The sequence below is a fragment of the Thalassotalea loyana genome, assembly GCF_030161435.1.
In the GTDB taxonomy this organism is placed as follows: Bacteria; Pseudomonadota; Gammaproteobacteria; order Enterobacterales; family Alteromonadaceae; genus Thalassotalea_G; species Thalassotalea_G loyana.
This window is the reverse complement of sequence record NZ_BSSV01000013.1, coordinates 1-16,725: the sequence shown is the minus strand read 5'-3', so window position 1 is coordinate 16,725 and position 16,725 is coordinate 1. Positions and strand designations below refer to the sequence as shown.

16 protein-coding genes are annotated in these 16,725 nt (G+C 40.2%); 6 read left to right on the top strand and 10 right to left on the bottom strand.

Translation table 11 applies throughout. The features are described 5' to 3' along the window. Nucleotides 1–207 precede the first annotated feature (207 nt). From purD to prmA, 6 genes are all read right to left on the bottom strand, one after another. Nucleotides 208–1,494 (bottom strand): phosphoribosylamine--glycine ligase, encoded by a 1,287-nt coding sequence (gene purD / locus QQK05_RS18605; protein WP_284301499.1) that lies wholly within the window; start codon nucleotides 1,492–1,494, stop codon nucleotides 208–210. Between the two features lie 68 nt (nucleotides 1,495–1,562). Further along, nucleotides 1,563–2,549 (bottom strand): class I SAM-dependent methyltransferase, encoded by a 987-nt coding sequence (locus QQK05_RS18600; RefSeq protein ID WP_284301497.1) that lies wholly within the window; start codon nucleotides 2,547–2,549, stop codon nucleotides 1,563–1,565. Between the two features lie 194 nt (nucleotides 2,550–2,743). Next, nucleotides 2,744–4,345 (bottom strand): bifunctional phosphoribosylaminoimidazolecarboxamide formyltransferase/IMP cyclohydrolase, encoded by a 1,602-nt coding sequence (gene purH, locus QQK05_RS18595; protein WP_284301505.1) that lies wholly within the window; start codon nucleotides 4,343–4,345, stop codon nucleotides 2,744–2,746. A gap of 197 nt (nucleotides 4,346–4,542) precedes the next feature. Next, nucleotides 4,543–4,830 (bottom strand): DNA-binding transcriptional regulator Fis, encoded by a 288-nt coding sequence (fis, locus tag QQK05_RS18590; protein WP_284301495.1) that lies wholly within the window; start codon nucleotides 4,828–4,830, stop codon nucleotides 4,543–4,545. A 16-nt stretch (nucleotides 4,831–4,846) separates the two neighbouring features. Then, nucleotides 4,847–5,812: a tRNA dihydrouridine synthase DusB gene (gene dusB / locus QQK05_RS18585; protein ID WP_284301493.1), complete on the bottom strand. Its 966-nt coding sequence runs from the start codon at nucleotides 5,810–5,812 to the stop codon at nucleotides 4,847–4,849. 200 nt (nucleotides 5,813–6,012) lie between these two features. Beyond that, nucleotides 6,013–6,894 carry a 50S ribosomal protein L11 methyltransferase gene (prmA, locus tag QQK05_RS18580; protein WP_284301491.1) on the bottom strand — a complete coding sequence of 294 codons (882 nt, stop codon included), beginning with the start codon at nucleotides 6,892–6,894 and terminating at the stop codon, nucleotides 6,013–6,015. Between the two features lie 123 nt (nucleotides 6,895–7,017). Here prmA and QQK05_RS18575 point away from each other — a divergent pair, with 123 nt between their 5' ends. Both QQK05_RS18575 and QQK05_RS18570 read left to right on the top strand, forming a co-directional pair. Next, nucleotides 7,018–7,500, top strand: coding sequence for a putative 4-hydroxy-4-methyl-2-oxoglutarate aldolase (locus QQK05_RS18575; protein WP_284301489.1), 483 nt, complete (start codon nucleotides 7,018–7,020; stop codon nucleotides 7,498–7,500). A 9-nt stretch (nucleotides 7,501–7,509) separates the two neighbouring features. Next, the gene (locus QQK05_RS18570) at nucleotides 7,510–8,475 is read left to right on the top strand and encodes a siroheme synthase (RefSeq protein WP_284301487.1); all 966 of its coding nucleotides are present in this window, start codon (nucleotides 7,510–7,512) and stop codon (nucleotides 8,473–8,475) included. Here the strand turns inward: QQK05_RS18570 and QQK05_RS18565 are convergent. Beyond that, nucleotides 8,462–9,574, bottom strand: coding sequence for a cation:proton antiporter (locus QQK05_RS18565; RefSeq protein WP_407704910.1), 1,113 nt, complete (start codon nucleotides 9,572–9,574; stop codon nucleotides 8,462–8,464). The two genes, QQK05_RS18570 and QQK05_RS18565, sit on opposite strands and share 14 nt — an antisense overlap. 353 nt (nucleotides 9,575–9,927) lie before the next feature. Between QQK05_RS18565 and QQK05_RS18560 the strand changes: the two genes are divergently transcribed. Both QQK05_RS18560 and QQK05_RS18555 read left to right on the top strand, forming a co-directional pair. Further along, entirely contained in the window at nucleotides 9,928–11,187 is a 1,260-nt protein-coding gene (locus tag QQK05_RS18560) for a S1 family peptidase (RefSeq protein ID WP_284301483.1), read from the top strand. Beyond that, nucleotides 11,178–12,140 carry an FHA domain-containing protein gene (locus tag QQK05_RS18555; protein WP_284301481.1) on the top strand — a complete coding sequence of 321 codons (963 nt, stop codon included), beginning with the start codon at nucleotides 11,178–11,180 and terminating at the stop codon, nucleotides 12,138–12,140. The genes QQK05_RS18560 and QQK05_RS18555 overlap by 10 nt, the downstream gene beginning before the upstream one ends. Before the next feature lie 61 nt (nucleotides 12,141–12,201). On the opposite strand, the gene trpS is transcribed toward QQK05_RS18555, so the two are convergent. Then, entirely contained in the window at nucleotides 12,202–13,206 is a 1,005-nt protein-coding gene (trpS, locus tag QQK05_RS18550) for a tryptophan--tRNA ligase (protein WP_284301479.1), read from the bottom strand. Nucleotides 13,207–13,232: 26 nt separating this feature from the next. Then, entirely contained in the window at nucleotides 13,233–13,904 is a 672-nt protein-coding gene (gene rpe, locus QQK05_RS18545; RefSeq protein ID WP_284301477.1) for a ribulose-phosphate 3-epimerase, read from the bottom strand. 286 nt (nucleotides 13,905–14,190) lie between these two features. Here rpe and QQK05_RS18540 point away from each other — a divergent pair, with 286 nt between their 5' ends. Continuing rightward, a complete protein-coding gene (locus QQK05_RS18540) occupies nucleotides 14,191–14,877 on the top strand; it encodes a TorF family putative porin (protein ID WP_284301475.1) in 687 nt (228 codons plus the stop codon). Between the two features lie 48 nt (nucleotides 14,878–14,925). Here QQK05_RS18540 and QQK05_RS18535 read toward each other — a convergent pair whose 3' ends face one another. Then, nucleotides 14,926–15,453: an NADPH-dependent FMN reductase gene (locus QQK05_RS18535; protein WP_284301503.1), complete on the bottom strand. Its 528-nt coding sequence runs from the start codon at nucleotides 15,451–15,453 to the stop codon at nucleotides 14,926–14,928. Nucleotides 15,454–15,594: 141 nt separating this feature from the next. Here QQK05_RS18535 and QQK05_RS18530 point away from each other — a divergent pair, with 141 nt between their 5' ends. Then, complete coding sequence (locus QQK05_RS18530; protein WP_284301474.1) at nucleotides 15,595–16,491, top strand: LysR family transcriptional regulator; 897 nt, start codon at nucleotides 15,595–15,597, stop codon at nucleotides 16,489–16,491. Nucleotides 16,492–16,725: the final 234 nt, after the last annotated feature.

Here is a 16,725-nt window from a genome sequence, read left to right as displayed (position 1 = left end):
AATTTTAGGGATTTTTTATCACACGTCAACACTTATTTTAAATTAATTTACTGTTCGGTCGTTTTATATACAAACCGCATAAAATAAGCGCTCTAAGTCGTTGATCTTTGATGATCCGCTTGAAAAACGTTCAAATTGGTCATTAAATTCAAATACACCAAAAACAAAAAAGCTCGGTGAAAACCGAGCTTTTTCTAGAAGAAAGATTTAGCTTTTTTCTCTTTCGATCGCACGATACGCAATATCAGTACGATACATAACATTTTCCCAACTTACTTGGTTAAGTAATTGATAAGCCTTTTCTTGGGCACTTGTTACTGTTTCACCTAACGCTGTTGCACATAATACTCGGCCACCAGCTGTAACCACATTACCGTCAACTAATTTAGTGCCAGCATGAAAAACTTTTGCGTCATCAGCATTGTTGGTTTCTAAACCAGAAATCACATCACCTTTGTTGTAGCTGCCTGGGTAACCACCCGCGGCCATAACCACACCAACAGCGGCACGCTTATCAAACGCAATTTCTGCTGTATCCAATTTTTGATTACATGCTAATAAACAAAGTTCAGTTAAATCTGACTGTAAACGCATCATAATAGGCTGAGTTTCTGGATCACCAAAGCGACAGTTGTATTCAATTACTTTTGGTGTACCGTCAGCAGTAATCATTAAGCCTGCATATAAGAAACCGGTATATGGTGCATCTTCACTCGCCATACCATTTACTGTTGGCATAATAACTTCATCCATAATACGTTGATGGATATCAGCAGTTACTACAGGAGCGGGAGAATAAGCACCCATACCACCAGTATTAGGACCTTTATCTTCATTGTATGCACGCTTGTGATCTTGGCTAGTTGCAAAAGGTAAAACGTTTTTACCGTCAACCATCACAATGAAGCTCGCCTCTTCACCTTCTAAGAACTCTTCAATAACAACACGGTGACCTGCGTCCCCAAAAGCGTTACCAGCAAGCATATCTTTAATTGCATCTTCGGCTTCAGTTAATGTCATAGCAACGATAACGCCTTTACCCGCAGCTAAACCATCAGCTTTAACAACAATAGGAGCACCTTTTTCACGAACATATGCTAAAGCAGGTTCGATTTCAGTAAAGTTTTGGTAATCAGCTGTTGGAATATTGTGGCGAGCGAGGAAGTCTTTGGTAAACGACTTAGAGCCTTCAAGCTGGGCGGCTTTAGCATTTGGACCGAAAATCATCAGACCTTCAGCAGTAAATGCATCAACTACGCCATCTACTAATGGCTGTTCTGGGCCAACAATAGTTAACTCAATTGTATTATCTTTAGCAAAAGCTACAAGTGCAGCATTGTCTGCAATATCTAAGTTAACATTAGTTAATTTTGGCTCAGTTGCAGTACCTGCATTCCCAGGCGCTACAAACACTTCAGTAACTTGAGCTGATTGAGCGGCTTTCCACGCCAATGCGTGTTCTCGGCCACCACTACCAATAACTAAAACTTTCATTTAGATTTCCTAATTAATCAATAAAGAGAGAAGCCCTAGTAAGCTTCTCTATTGTCTATATTCAAATGTTATTTTTTGACAAACTTTAATGTCATGCGATCACTTTCGCCAATGGCTAGGTACTTAACTTTATCTTCGTCACCTAAACGTAACACCGGTGGTAAAGTCCAAACACCTTTTGGATGATCAGCTGTATCTTTTGGATTTGCGTTAATTTCACTTTTTTCAGCCAAAACAAAGCCTGCTTTTTCCGCTAGTTCAATAGCTAAGCTTTCAGGGAAATAACCAGATCGCTTATTCTCTTCCCAGCTTTGTGACGCGGGCATACGATGCTCAACAACACCTAGCACGCCACCTGATTTCAAGGCTTTATACGCATCAGAAAACATCATCGCTACGCCATCTTCACCCCAATTATGAAGGTTGCGAAACGTAAGCACCATATCAACAGAGCCAGCTGGTGCTATTGTATTTTCTGCACGTGGAGTAAAGTCAGTTAGTTCTACTTCGCTAAACACTTCATCGCTTGCCATTTTTTGCACTAAACGACGACGTGACAAACTAAAAAAGTTTTCTTCGCCAGTATCAGGATAGTGGGCGCCGTATAATCTACCTGTTCCTTTCAATGCTGGCGCTAACACCTCGGTGTACCATCCACCACCAGGCGCCATTTCAACCACTGTCATCGTTGGTTCAAAACCAAAGAATAGTAATGTTTCCACTGGGTGACGGTATACATCACGTGCTTTATTTGCATCAGAACGATGCTTGCCTGCAGATGCATCAACTAACGCAAGCTTCGCAGGCGACACTGTATCAATCGCTTTATTTGCTTCAGCTTGAACGCCACTTTTTGTTTTCTCTACTAACTCTTTGCTTTGTTCAGTAACGGTAGAAACCTTATTTTCTTCAACGAGCGACGAAGGTTCTTTTTCTGAAAGTGATGGTTGATTCGTATTTTCAGAGACCGTTGTTGTCTCTTTCTGTGGCGCGACGATCAAATATACGCCGATGATTGCTACAATTGCGATAATTATTTTTTTTGTTGTCGACATAGTAGTTTCCAGTAGTAAAAGTTATTACAACTTATAGCAGATTTTATCCTGATATACAGTGCAAAATAACCGGTAAATAGGCCGTCTACAAAGACAAACTTATAAACCGGCATTGATACCACTTGAAAATATTATTTAATCTCTTAGCGAGAATTAAATAATTATTTCAATCGTTATATTTCACTAACTAAGGATTAGTGATTAAAGTGACGCATTCCTGTGAAGACCATAGCAATGCCATGTTCATCTGCCGCGGCAATCACTTCTTCGTCACGCATCGAACCACCTGGTTGGATTACCGCAGTAATACCAGCAGCAGCGGCAGCATCTAGACCATCACGGAATGGGAAGAAGGCATCAGAAGCCATTACTGAACCTTTAACTTCTAGGTTTTCATCAGCGGCTTTAATACCAGCGATTTTTGCTGAGTAAACTCGGCTCATTTGACCTGCACCAACGCCGATAGTCATGTTATTTTGTGCGTATACGATAGCATTAGACTTAACGTATTTAGCGACTTTCCAACAAAATTGTAAGTCACGCATTTCGTCTTCTGTTGGTTGACGTTTAGTCACCACTTTAAGCTCGTCTTGCGTTACTTTACCTTGATCTCTGTCTTGCACTAACAAACCACCGTTTACACGTTTAAAGGCAAAACCCGTTGTTTGCGTAGTCCATTGACCACACACTAATAAACGAACATTTGGCTTAGCAGCAACGATTTGCTCAGCTTCCTTTGATACTGTTGGTGCAATAATCACTTCTACAAACTGACGAGAAATAATCGCTTCAGCTGTATCTGCATCTAACTCGCGGTTGAATGCAATGATGCCACCAAATGCTGATGTAGGGTCAGTTTTGAATGCTTGCTCGTACGCGCCTAAAATGTCTTCGCTGATCGCAACACCACATGGGTTAGCATGCTTAACGATAACACAAGCTGGCTCATCAAATTCTTTAACACATTCTAATGCAGCATCTGTATCAGCGATGTTGTTATATGAAAGTGCTTTACCTTGAAGCTGAGTGGCTGTTGCAACCGATGCTTCTTCTGGCTGTGCTTCAACGTAGAACGCTGCGTCTTGGTGCGAGTTTTCACCGTAACGTAAATCTTGCTTCTTGATAAACTGAGAGTTAAAGGTGCGAGGGAATTTATTTTTCTCTTCAAAGTTTGGCTTTGAATCTTCAGTACCGTGCGCTGCTAACATTTGACCGAAGTAGTTTGCGATCATGCCATCGTAGCTAGCTGTGTGCTCATAAGCCGCAATCGCTAAGTCAAAACGAGTGCTGTAGGTTAATGAATCCTCATTAGCGTCCATTTCAGCGATAACGCGATCGTAGTCGTGAGCATTTACGATTATGGTCACGTCTTTGTGGTTTTTAGCTGCTGCACGTACCATTGTTGGGCCGCCGATATCGATGTTTTCAATCGCATCTTCCAAGCTACAACCGTCTTTTGCCACTGTATTAGCAAATGGATACAAGTTAACAACAACCATATCAATTGCGCTGATGTTGTTTTCGCTCATTACCGCTTCATCGGTACCACGACGAGCTAAAATACCACCATGAACTTTTGGATGAAGGGTTTTTACACGACCATCCATAATTTCTGGGTGACCGGTGTAGTCTGAAACTTCAGTGACTTTAATGCCATTTTCAGCGAGTAATTTGGCAGTACCGCCAGTTGATAAAATATCGACACCCTTTTGAGCAAGTTTTTGGGCGAATTCTACAATACCAGTTTTATCAGACACGCTAAGTAGTGCGCGTTTAATTGGGCGAGGGGTATCCATGCTATTTAGTTTACCTTTAACAAATATATTTTGGTCTGGCCTATGACATGTATCCATGGCAACTTTCCTAGTAGTGTAGCTCCTTGCTACACATCCGTTGCCCATAATTTTTCAACCATTTGGACAACTTTTATAACTCCTTTAAGCAAAAAAGCACCCGAGGGTGCTTTTTTATTGCAGGTTAACCCTGCGTATGATTAGTTCATACCGTATTTCTTTAACTTCTTGCGTAAAGTACCACGGTTAATACCTAATAAGTTTGCTGCTCTTGTTTGATTACCGCGAGTATACTTCATCACTTCTTCAAGCATTGGAGCTTCAATTTCTGAAAGTACTAACTCGTACATGTCATCCACATCATTGCCATTTAATTGTGACAAGTAGTTGCTGATCGCCATTTTAGCTTGAGTGCGTAAAGGTGACGCCTCAGTCTGAGTTTGTAAGTTACCAGTAACGAATGGAGAGGAAATATTTTGTTCAAACATAAAGTTCAGACTCTTTCTAAGTTAAATTATCAAAATACTGATTTAATAGCTCAAGCTGCTCTTCGGTAGTCTCTAAGCCATTAAACCTTGATCGAAACGTTTTTTCTTGATCATGCGATTGCATATACCAAGAAACATGTTTTCGGGCTATTCGTAGCCCCATAAAATCACCATAAAAGCGATGTAACTCCTTAACATGCTCCATTAATATGGTGCGCACCTCGTCCATTTGTGGTGCAGGTAAATGTGTACCATTTTCAAGGTAGTGGTTTATTTCACGAAATATCCACGGTCGACCTTGTGCTGCGCGTCCTATCATCACGGCGTCCGCTCCCGTATAATCGAGAACAAACTTTGCTTTCTCTGCATCAGTAATGTCACCATTAGCCACTACAGGAATGTCAATCGCTTGCTTAATGGCTTTAATGGTTTGGTATTCGGCCTCACCTTTATAAAAGTCATTACGAGTTCTACCATGAACTGCCAATGACTGAATGCCATTAGCCTGAGCAATTTTTGCAATTTCAACGCCATTGCGAGTGTTTTCACACCAGCCAGTACGAATTTTTAAAGTTACCGGTACATCAACCGCATCCACTACTGACTTAACAATAGCTTCAACCAATGTTGGCTCTTTCAATAAAGCCGAACCCGCTAACTTTTTGTTCACTTTTTTTGCTGGGCAGCCCATATTGATATCAATAATTTGAGCGCCATTTTCAACATTTACCTGAGCTGCAAACGCAAGTTCTTGTGGATCACTACCTGCAATTTGTACAGATCGAATACCCGCCTCACTTGTATGCACCATACGCTTTTTCGATTTCTCGGTATTCCATACTTTAGGGTTTGCCGAAACCATTTCAGAAACAGCTAGTCCTGCTCCTAATTGGCAACAAAGTCGCCTAAACGGTTGGTCTGTTATGCCAGCCATTGGGGCTAGAAAAACATTACTCGATAAACTGTATGAACCTATTTTCACGTTGGTGTTTTTTTGAGCTCTTGGTCAAAAGGGCGCACAGTTTACGTGTTTTTTTTGGGATTGAAAAGGATATAAATTGAACAAAATGCAATTTTTTCGTGCTTTTTGATATTGACTTTTGACAAATTGTTTAATCGTGCAGAAATTAACCAATTGCTAGCAAATTCTGCACGAAAGTTAAAGTTAAAAATTATAGTTTTTTAATGTCTTTTTCCTGACAAACGGACCCATTCCTCTTGCACTGCGACGGGATCCATGTCACACCATTGGCTGTAGATTTCGACCAAACCTTGCGCTTGTTCTTCAAGTACACCAGAAAGCGCTAGTAAGCCATTATCAGCAACGAACTCTGTTATCGTCGGTGCGAGCTCTCTTAATGGTCCTGCTAAAATATTTGCAACGACGACATCTGCTTTCAAAGTTGGCTGATCTTTCGGTAGATAAAGTTCAAGCCTGTCCTCCACACCATTACGCTTTGCATTTTCCTGACTAGCTTGCAAAGCTTGTGGATCTATATCAATCCCAATCACTTTTTTAGCGCCAAGTTTCAATGCCGCTAAAGATAAAATTCCTGAACCGCAACCAAAGTCGACCACGACTTTGTCGGTGAGATCTAAACCATCTAACCACGTTAAACATAAAGCCGTTGTTGGATGCGTCCCCGTGCCAAATGCCAAACCAGGATCAAGCATAACATTGACCGCTTCGGGTTCAGGCACTTCGCGCCAGCTTGGGCAAATCCATAAACGATTACCGAACTTCATAGGATGGAAGTTATCCATCCACTCTCGCTCCCAATCTTTATCTTCAAGTTGCTCAAGTTTATATTGCATTGCTTGTTTATCGGGATGGATACCTTTTAAATAGCTTATGACCTTTTCCATATCATGACTAGCATCGAATAACCCCATTACAACGGTGTTATGCCAATACACTACCTCATCACCAGGCAAAGGTTCATAAATTGGTGTGTCTTTTGCGTCGATAAATGTAACGGCTTGCGAGCCTGCTGCCATTAACCATTCACTGTACTTTTCAGCCGTTTCTTCATTAGCGCTTAATCTAAGCTGTATCCAAGGCATGTAGATTCCAAATAAAAGAGATATAAAAGAGTTTTATATAGTTTATCACTCATCGCGATAGATGATCACTTGCATTTTGCTTTAGTTGTCAGTCAAATGAACTTTTTGCCAGGGAAGAATACTATGCTAGATCTATTACCAGATTTATTTGACGAATATCCAAACCAATTAAGCCTTGCTAGCGTACCTTTTCAAGATTTTGGCGGTAGTACTTGTTTTTGTGGTGAAATCGTCACCGTTGATTGCTTTAATGATAACTCAAAAGTCAAAGCACTATTGGCAACCCCGGGTGAGGGTAAAGTTTTGGTTGTCGACGGTCATGGCACGATGAATAGAGCCTTGTTAGGTGATATGATTGCTGAAAGTGCAGTCAATAATAACTGGCAAGCTGTTGTGATCAATGGCTGCATTCGCGATGCTGGTACAATTGCAACACTGCCAATCGCCGTAAAAGCACTGGGTATTTGTCCAATTAAAACAGAAAAACTTGGTCAAGGTACAACAAACATTGATGTATTTTTTGCCGGTTTAAAGTTTTCGCCTGGTCAATTTATCTATGGTGACAAAAATGGCTTAGCTATTAGTGAAACATTACTCTCTTTATAAAGGTATAACATGCGCTATTTTCCTGTTTTTCTTACCGCTAATCGACTTAACGTATTAATTGTAGGCGGTGGCGAAGTGGCCGCTCGAAAAATAGAACTGATGTTAAAGTGCACCAATAATATTACGGTTGTTGCTGCTCATTGTAATGATACGGTTGCTCGTTTGATTAATACTGAAAAGCTTACCTGGGTAGAAGAAAACTACCGAGAAGGCTTAATGAAAGACTGCAATATTGTAATTGCAGCAACAGATGATGAAACCGTCAATACTTCTATCTATCAAGAAGCTAAGTCGCTTGATATTCTCGCAAATGTTGTCGATCAGCCAGACTTGTGTGATTACATTACGCCATCAATTATCGACCGAGATCCAATGATTGTTGCGATTTCTAGCTCAGGAAGCTCGCCTGTACTGGTACGTATGCTACGGGAACAGATAGAAAAAATGTTACCACAAGCCTATGGAAAGCTGGCAGATTTTGGTCTTAAGTTCAGAGATCACGTCAAAGCTCGTGTAAAAGGTGTAAGAAATCGACGCCTATTCTGGGAACAAGTGTTTCAAGGAAGTATCGGAGAGAAAATTCTCAACGGTCACAGTCAATCAGCTGAACTGGCCTTTATTAGTAAGCTGAAAGAAAACAAGGCTGAGATGCTTGGCAGCATCACCTTTATTCACACAAAGGAGGGTAATCCAGATAACTTAACCTTAAAAGCACACCGTGCGCTCCAATTTGCAGACGCTGCTTTTTATGATGAAGAAGTGAACCCTGAATTTATCGAGTATGTTAGACGTGACGCGGAGAAATTCTACCAAGAAATACCAAGTACAACGATTATCAACTTCCAACATGCGCTAGAACTTGCCGAGGACGGACAAAAAGTCATTTATTTGCTTGCAGGTCATCATGAGTTGCCACGAAACCTTGCTTATCAATCGAGCGAAGTTAACAAGATAGAGTTAATTAATGGCGACTAGCATATCGTTCATACCACTTAACTATGGGTAATGCAGATACTCCATGCAAAACAATGCTTAATAAAACAGTTAAGACTATCACACCAACAGGATACTGATGCCCTTCAAAGCCAAGCATTGAAATAAACATTAATAGATAGAGAATCGAGGCAATGCCTCTAGGACCAAACCAGGCATAAATGACTTGCTCACGCCATGAAAGCTTCGTTCCTAATAGGCTCAGAAACACTGGAATCATACGAACTATCGTTAAACTCAATATTGCGTAGCCTAACGCTTTAAGATCCCAATATTCACTAGCTATCGGTACCATTACGAAACCAAATAGTAAGAAAACAAACAACGTTAACTGCTGACCTTCCGCTTCACCAAATTGCTGCACTTTGATACGAACACCATGATCCCGGACACCGAAGAAATAACCGCAAACAAATGCAGCGATGAACCCGTTGCCTTCAACCATTTCTGCACCACTGTATGCAAGTAATGGTAACGCCAACGCACAAATACTTTGATACAGTGGCGCCATCCATTTTTTGTGAACCGCATGTTCAACAAAGCGACCACCTAACCAACCTACGCTCGCACCTACAATGGGCCCCAAAATTAACTGAGTCGCAATAAACATAGCCCAGGTTGTATCACTGCTATTGCCTATCTCACCACTTAACACGGCAATACAAATGATAATGGGTGGTAAGATAAGTCCGTCATTAAGTCCACTTTCTACACTGATATTTTGTTTTATATGTTCAGGTAATTCTTCAGACTTTATTAAAGGTTGCCCAAGTGCGGCGTCAGTTGGTGTTAGCATAAATGCGACAAGTGCGATTGTCGCTATGCTCAACGATTCAAATATGATGAAGCCAAAGGCAATACCAGCAATTGCAGTCAGTGGTAAACCTATTGCAAGCAACCGAAGTGGCACCTTGGGCGTGCCCGGTGAAGGCTTTTTGTGTTTAATTTCTGACGCATCAATAAATAAGACAATAATTAAGGTAATTTCTGCGATGAATTTAATGACGTCAGTGTGTGAAGCTAAACCAAGATAATCATCAACACTATGGCTCAAAGCGATACCAATGAACGCAAATATCATAGGTCCCGTGACAAAATAATTATCGCATAGGCGGGACACACTGCCGTAAACCATCATTAATAACGCACACACTAAAATTATAATATGAAGATCCATTGCAACGAATCACCAGAGTAGCAAGATAAGTTTACTGTATCTGTTATCAATAAAAAGTAAACGTTAAACACTATCAAAATAATTGATTTGCAATGGTAAATACCAATGAGATTGGTCATTTTCAGTACGTAATAGTTCACCATTGCCGTGAATTCGGCGTTAAATAAAGTATTTACCTGCTTTTCGTTGAATTTGTCTGCCAAATACCGTATCAATGGTAATCCTGCATTTTTACTGTTGTATCTCGAGGAATGTTAATGAAGCGGATTTTATGTTTGTTCTTATTGCTGACAACGCATTTGGTCAGTGCCAAAGAGCAAGCTGGAGAAATATTTGAGCAATTGGCTCCATCTCTATATCAAATCAAGATTATCGAACTTGTCAGTGGTGAAAAGACCACGATTGGTTCAGCTTTTCAAATCACTGAAGATGGCTTAATTGCGACTAACTACCACGTTATTTCTGGGTTTGCTCGTCACCCAGAAAAATACCGAATGGAGTTTTTAGATAATGAAGGAAACAAAGGTGAATTAACACTAGAAAGTGTTGATGTCATCAATGATCTTGCTTTGGTCAAAAAAGTTGATGCTACCGTTAGCGATGTGCCCTATTTTCATATCTCAGAAAGTACGCCTATCAAAGGCGAAAAGTTATTCTCTTTGGGTAATCCACATGACTTGGGCATGATCGTCGTGCCAGGAACATACAATGGTCTATTACCAGATTCTTTCACGGATAAAATTCACTTCACGGGTTCAATTAACTCAGGCATGAGTGGCGGCCCTGTTGTAAATAAAGACTCTAAAGTTGTCGGCATTAATGTCGCAACATCAGGCAACTCTATCGGCTTTTTGATTCCTCACGATAAACTGCAAACGCTGTATAACGAATATTTGATTGAGCCACCAAAAAATATCACCACACAAATAGCACAACAGTTAAAGGTTTTTCAAACAGAATTAATTAACGAAGTATTAGCAAGCCAGTGGCTGCAAAAACCACTAGGTAAGGGCTCGATTCCAACCATTGATGCACCATATATCCGTTGTTGGGGGGATTCAAATGCCGATAAAGAAAATGCGTTATTGCTCTCTGCCGTTGCAAGTTGTTCTTTAGAAGATAATACCTATATCGAGAATAACTTTTTCACAGGTCATCTCGTGACTGAATACCGCTACCTATCAGCAAAAGATATCAGTGATACTAAGTTTTACCACTTATACAATCAAAAAATTCTTAATGCTCGCGCCTATAATAAAGTACAAAAAGACGATGTAACAGAGTTTAGTTGCCAGCACGATATTATTTCACCTGAAAACCAAACGATTACTGAAAAAGCAGTATTTTGCGCACGTGCTTATAAAGATTTTCCAGAGCTCTATGATGTTGTTTATCTCGCGGCATCTGTAGATAAAGGCCAACAAGCGTTAATTAGCAATTTCAGTTTATCTGGTGTTACTCAAGAAAGCGCCGTTGCATTCATGGAAAAATTTATTGAGGCGGTCACATGGCAGTAATCATAATTGAGCAAATTAATCGTGGTAAAAAGCTAATTTGCCGTGACCGAATTGAATCGAACGTGGTAGAAATTGGACGTAGCTACCAAAATGATATCATTATTGATGATCCACATATCTGCCCAGAACACATTAAATTCAGCTTTGATGGTGAACACTGGCTGGTAGAAGATCAAGACTCACTAAATGGCTCATTTCTCGATGAGAGTAAACAAAGTGCTGATCAGCATATTTTGCATTCTGGTGACATTATTAGTATCGGTAAAAGTCAATTACGTATTGTCTTCCCTGATCACCCAGTAAGCGCAACAGTCGAGTTTAGTCCATTTGAGAGCCTCATAGAGCGCACCAGAAAACCGGTGAGTTTACTATTTAGTTTATTAATATTCACGCTCATGTCTGGTTATCTGCTTTATTTAGGTAAGCAAACAGAAGTGACTTTCACACAACTTCTGGTACCTGCTGTGGGCATGACGTTAGGCTTTAGTTTATGGCCTTCGCTCATTTCATTGATATCGCACTTAACAAAAAATGATGCTCGTTATTGGTCACAAATAGGGATTAGTTTTCTGATTTTTAACCTATTTTGGTTTAGCGACATTATCGAATATGTTCTGCACTTCAATCTATCGAGTGCTTGGCCTGTGTCTTGGATAACCGCACTATTGCCTATCACTTTAGCATTCTGTTTATTCTGGCTTAACTGCTACATCGGCTTCCATATGAGTGAAACGAAACGCATCACAATTTCGGCCTCATTATGCTTGCTTATTTTTGGTGGTGCCTATTTGGTCGGTGTGAGCAACAAACCAGACTTTAGAGATCGTCCAACCTACGACGCGACCATCATGACGCCTAATTTCTTGATTGTACCAAGTACGCCTGCTCAAGAGTTTATTGAGAATACTCAAAATGTATTTGCAAAAGCAGACGAGAAAAAACGGGAAGACTAACTATTTTCTAGCCAATAAAAAAGCCAGTCATGAAGACTGGCTTTTTTATATTGAAAGATAATTATGGTTTAGCAATAAAACCAACGGCTTGATACACTTTTTCAAGCACAGCATCTGCTCTTAGCGACGCCTTGTGTGCACCTTGACGCATAACATCATTCATAAATGCTCGGTCATTACGAATTTGGCTATAACGCTCTTGGATAGGTTCAATCATAGCAACAACTGCATCTGCAACATCACCTTTCAAGTGACCATACATTTTATCTTCGTATTTTGGTACCAAGCTTTCAACGCTCTCGCCTGTTGCGCAAGACAACAAAGACAATAAGTTAGATACGCCAGGCTTTTCTTTTACATCAAAGTAAATGCGCGCTTGCTCGTCTGAGTCAGTCACCGCGGACTTAATTTTCTTAGAAATTTTCTTAGGTGTTTCTAGTAAACCGATGAAGTTTTTCGGGTTAGCATCTGACTTTGACATCTTCTTCGTTGGTTCTTGTAAACTCATTACTCGGGCACCAAACTCAGGGATATAAGGTTCAGGTATCGCAAACGTATCACCGTAAAGGTTGTTAAATCGAGTTGCAATATCACGGGCCAACTCTAAATGTTGCTTTTGATCATCACCAACAGGCACTGCATTTGTGTTGTACAACAAGATATCAGCGGCCATTAATACTGGGTAAGTAAATAAACCCGTATTAATATCAGCCCCGGCACGCGTAGATTTATCTTTAAACTGCGTCATGCGGTTTAATTCACCCATCTGAGCATAACAATTTAAAACCCAGCTCAACTGGCTATGTGCCGCAACATGTGATTGCATGAAAATCGTGCTTCGATCCGGGTCAACACCACATGCCATATAAAGGGCTAAAGCATCTAAACACGCTTCATGTAACTCTTTAGGATCTTGGCGAACAGTGATGGCGTGTAAATCCACAATAGAGTAGTAACACTCATGTGTTTCTTGCATGTTTACCCATTGCTTTAGCGCACCAAGATAATTACCTAACGTGAGAGATCCTGACGGCTGACAGCCACTTAAAACGATTGGTTTAGACATAATTTCCTCAATGGATAAAACTTAAATTACTTTACAGTTGCGAGCTCAGCACGCATTTGGTCAATGACAGCTTTGTAATCAGGCTGTGAGAAGATAGCGGAACCAGCAACAAACATATCGGCACCCGCAGCTGCGATTTCAGCGATATTATCTACCTTAACACCGCCGTCAACCTCTAAACGAATATCATAACCACTATCATTGATTCTTTGCTTAACTTGACGAAGCTTATCAAGTGTTGATGGGATAAAAGACTGACCACCAAAACCAGGGTTAACCGACATTAACAAAATCACGTCAAGTTTATCCATAACGTGATCTAAATAATGTAATGGTGTAGCTGGGTTTAATACTAACCCCGCTTTACAGCCATTTTCTTTGATTAATTGTAACGTACGATCAACGTGATCGGACGCTTCAGGGTGAAAAGTGATGATGCTCGCGCCTGCTTTTGCAAATTGTGGAACAATTGCATCAACCGGTTTAACCATTAAATGAACATCGATAGGAGCCGTAATACCGTAGTCACGCAACGACTGACATACCATAGGACCAAAGGTTAAATTTGGCACATAATGATTATCCATAACATCAAAATGAACAACATCAGCACCTGCCGCTAATACCTTTGCTGTATCTTCGCCTAAACGAGCAAAATCAGCAGATAAAATAGATGGAGCAATTAAAAATGAAGACATATCTTCCCCTGACCAATTAAGTGTGCACTACTTTACCTAAAGCCCAAACATTATTGAAGTATAAAAGCAGATAACTTTTGACTATTTTTGCACTTTTTTTGAACACCACGCACCAGCATGGCGCAATCTTTGTTCACCCTTTTTTAAAATCTCATTTCATTTCACCTTTAACTCACTGAAAAACAATGAATAATTATTTTTATTTAATGAATATTAACTCAGGCATTTTCTTTGCAAATAACTAATTAGTATAAATTTAAACAATAAAAACACTTAAGGGTATAACATGAAAAAATCACTTTTATCAGTAGCTTTGACTACCGTAATTGCGAGTTCTGCGCTAGTTTCAACACAAGCTTCAGCGGTTGAAGGTTTATCTGCAAACGTTGGATTAACGAGCAACTACTTATGGCGCGGTGTGTCACAAACAGATGATGGCGCTGCAATTTCGGGTGGTATTGACTACGCGTCAGATTCAGGTTTTTACGTAGGTACTTGGGCATCAAATGTAGATTTTGGTGACGATGCTAGCTATGAATTAGACTTTTATGCCGGTTTTGGTGGTGAGTTTGGTGACGGCATTGGTTACGATGTTGGTTACATCTACTATGCTTACCCAGATTCAGCAGAAGTAGACTCTTCAAATGAATATGACTTCGGTGAAATCTACGGTTCATTATCTTACGGTGCATTCTCAGTTACCGCTAACTACGGCCTACACGCACAAGATGCAGGTGAAGTTTTCGAAGATGCACTTTACATCAGTGCAGATGCAGCCTTTGAAGTTGCTGAAGGTTTAGAGTTAGGTTTACATATTGGTAACTACTCTTTTGACCTTGATGGTGCAGAAGATTATACAGACTATGGCATTAGCCTAAGTAAAGCAGGTTTCACACTTGCAGTATCAGATACCGATCTTGATAACGACGATATGAAAGTTGTTATCTCATACTCAATCGATATCGATTTATAATTAAAACGCCTCTCAAAAAAAAGCAGCCTTTTGGCTGCTTTTTTTATTTTATGCTGTCAGCTTTCCAGCGATATCTGAAAGTGCTTGTTTAAGTTCATCGTTTTTCAAACGTTGATTTTCAACATCAAAGTTGTCATAAAAGCTTGGAATCGATAGTGAGCCCTTAACATCGGCGGCAAAGAAAGGTGCCGAATTAACCGCGCTTGCTAGCACGGACCCTGCGCCACCCGGTCCAGGTGATGTTGATAACAATAACATAGGTTTATTTTGGAAAACCTTCATATCGATGCGCGACGTCCAATCAAATAAGTTCTTATACGCTGCGGTGTAACTACCATTATGTTCAGCGAATGAGATAACAATCGCATCAGCTTCGCCAATTGCTTTAAAGAAGCGTTGTGCTTGCTCTGGCTGACCAAGCTGCTCTTCGCGTTCTGGCGAGTATATTGGCATTTCAAAGTCATTCAAATCGAGAACCTCAATTTGAGCTCCTGCCACTAAAGACGCTGCATATTGCGCTAATTGTTTGTTTATTGAGTTTGCGCTATTTGTCGCGCCAAATGCTAATACTTTCATCATTGCTCCTTTGTGTTGCCACAGGCTTATACAATTGGCTATTAACGTTAGAATAGATTAATAGCAGTAACTTGATGTGAATTAGTATATATTGGACTTCAAATAAGATTAATAACCTAAAATGACAAAAACTATTTCCATATGGCTAACAATAAACTCTTTGAAGGTATCGTCGTCTTCGTTAATGTTGTAAATTCCGGTGGCTTTTCAGCCGCCGCAGAGAAGCTTGGTCATTCTACCTCCTTTATCAGCAAGGAAATTAATAAGTTAGAGAGTCGACTTGGCGTTAGGCTACTGAATAGAACAACAAGAACAATAGGGTTAACCCCAGAAGGTGAGTCATACTATTCTCAATGCCAGCAATTAATTGAAGACGCGACAACTGCTACCAACCTAATTACACAACACGATGTATCGCCCAAGGGCAGACTTAAAGTGAGTTGCCCTGTTCAATTTGCGCATAGCCACTTACAACCAATCATCTCTGAATATTTGTCGCGCTACCCTAACGTCAGTTTAGATTTGAACTTAAGTGATAGACACCTTGATGTGGTTGGTGATGGTTACGATCTCGTTATACGCGCTACCGCACAACTTGATGAATCCAGTTTAATTTGCCGCAAAATATATAGCGCTAAAGGCTATACCATCGTGTCACAACGTTACTTAGATAAACACGGCATCATTTACCATCCTAGAGAGCTCGCACGGCATAACTGTATTTGTTATAGCAATCTAAAAATGCCTAATCGATGGGACTATCAAGACAAAGATGGCAAAACCTTTATTGTCGATGTACCCGATAAAATCCTGTGTAATGAAGGCAGAATGTTAAGAAAAATGGTAATGGACGGGCATGGTGTTGCTAGGTTACCTAGCTTTTATGTGGAAGAAGATATTCAAAAGGGTGAACTTATTGCATTGTTCGATGAATTTCCTAGCACGACAATCGATGTTTTTGCAATTTACCCAAGTAGACAACACCTTTCTCCTAAAGTGAGAAGTTTTATCGATATGTTAATTGAAAAGCTCAACTAGGCGTTACGTCCACAGGACATCATGGAATCACAGGGGTTCTCGTTGTCGTTTAGCTTATTTCAGACATAAAAAAACACCAACTAAGGTGCTTGGACTCTTTGAAGAAAAGAATGGGGTCGCTAATAGGACTTGAATCTCACGCCCACACGACATCATGGAATCACAGGGATTCTCGTTGTCGTTTAGCTTATTTCAAACATAAAAAAACACCAATTAAGGTGCTTGGACTCTTTT

Bases quoted from the DNA above. Each gene is read 5' to 3' on its own strand.
- purD (WP_284301499.1), bottom strand. From the start codon at position 1,494: ATGAAAGTTTTAGTTATTGGTAGTGGTGGCCGAGAACACGCATTGGCG.
- QQK05_RS18600 (WP_284301497.1), bottom strand. From the start codon at position 2,549: ATGTCGACAACAAAAAAAATAATTATCGCAATTGTAGCAATCATCGGC.
- purH (WP_284301505.1), bottom strand. From the start codon at position 4,345: ATGGATACCCCTCGCCCAATTAAACGCGCACTACTTAGCGTGTCTGAT.
- fis (WP_284301495.1), bottom strand. From the start codon at position 4,830: ATGTTTGAACAAAATATTTCCTCTCCATTCGTTACTGGTAACTTACAA.
- prmA (WP_284301491.1), bottom strand. From the start codon at position 6,894: ATGCCTTGGATACAGCTTAGATTAAGCGCTAATGAAGAAACGGCTGAA.
- QQK05_RS18575 (WP_284301489.1), top strand. From the start codon at position 7,018: ATGCTAGATCTATTACCAGATTTATTTGACGAATATCCAAACCAATTA.
- QQK05_RS18570 (WP_284301487.1), top strand. From the start codon at position 7,510: ATGCGCTATTTTCCTGTTTTTCTTACCGCTAATCGACTTAACGTATTA.
- QQK05_RS18565 (WP_407704910.1), bottom strand. From the start codon at position 9,574: ATGATATTTGCGTTCATTGGTATCGCTTTGAGCCATAGTGTTGATGAT.
- QQK05_RS18560 (WP_284301483.1), top strand. From the start codon at position 9,928: ATGAAGCGGATTTTATGTTTGTTCTTATTGCTGACAACGCATTTGGTC.
- QQK05_RS18555 (WP_284301481.1), top strand. From the start codon at position 11,178: ATGGCAGTAATCATAATTGAGCAAATTAATCGTGGTAAAAAGCTAATT.
- trpS (WP_284301479.1), bottom strand. From the start codon at position 13,206: ATGTCTAAACCAATCGTTTTAAGTGGCTGTCAGCCGTCAGGATCTCTC.
- rpe (WP_284301477.1), bottom strand. From the start codon at position 13,904: ATGTCTTCATTTTTAATTGCTCCATCTATTTTATCTGCTGATTTTGCT.
- QQK05_RS18540 (WP_284301475.1), top strand. From the start codon at position 14,191: ATGAAAAAATCACTTTTATCAGTAGCTTTGACTACCGTAATTGCGAGT.
- QQK05_RS18535 (WP_284301503.1), bottom strand. From the start codon at position 15,453: ATGAAAGTATTAGCATTTGGCGCGACAAATAGCGCAAACTCAATAAAC.
- QQK05_RS18530 (WP_284301474.1), top strand. From the start codon at position 15,595: ATGGCTAACAATAAACTCTTTGAAGGTATCGTCGTCTTCGTTAATGTT.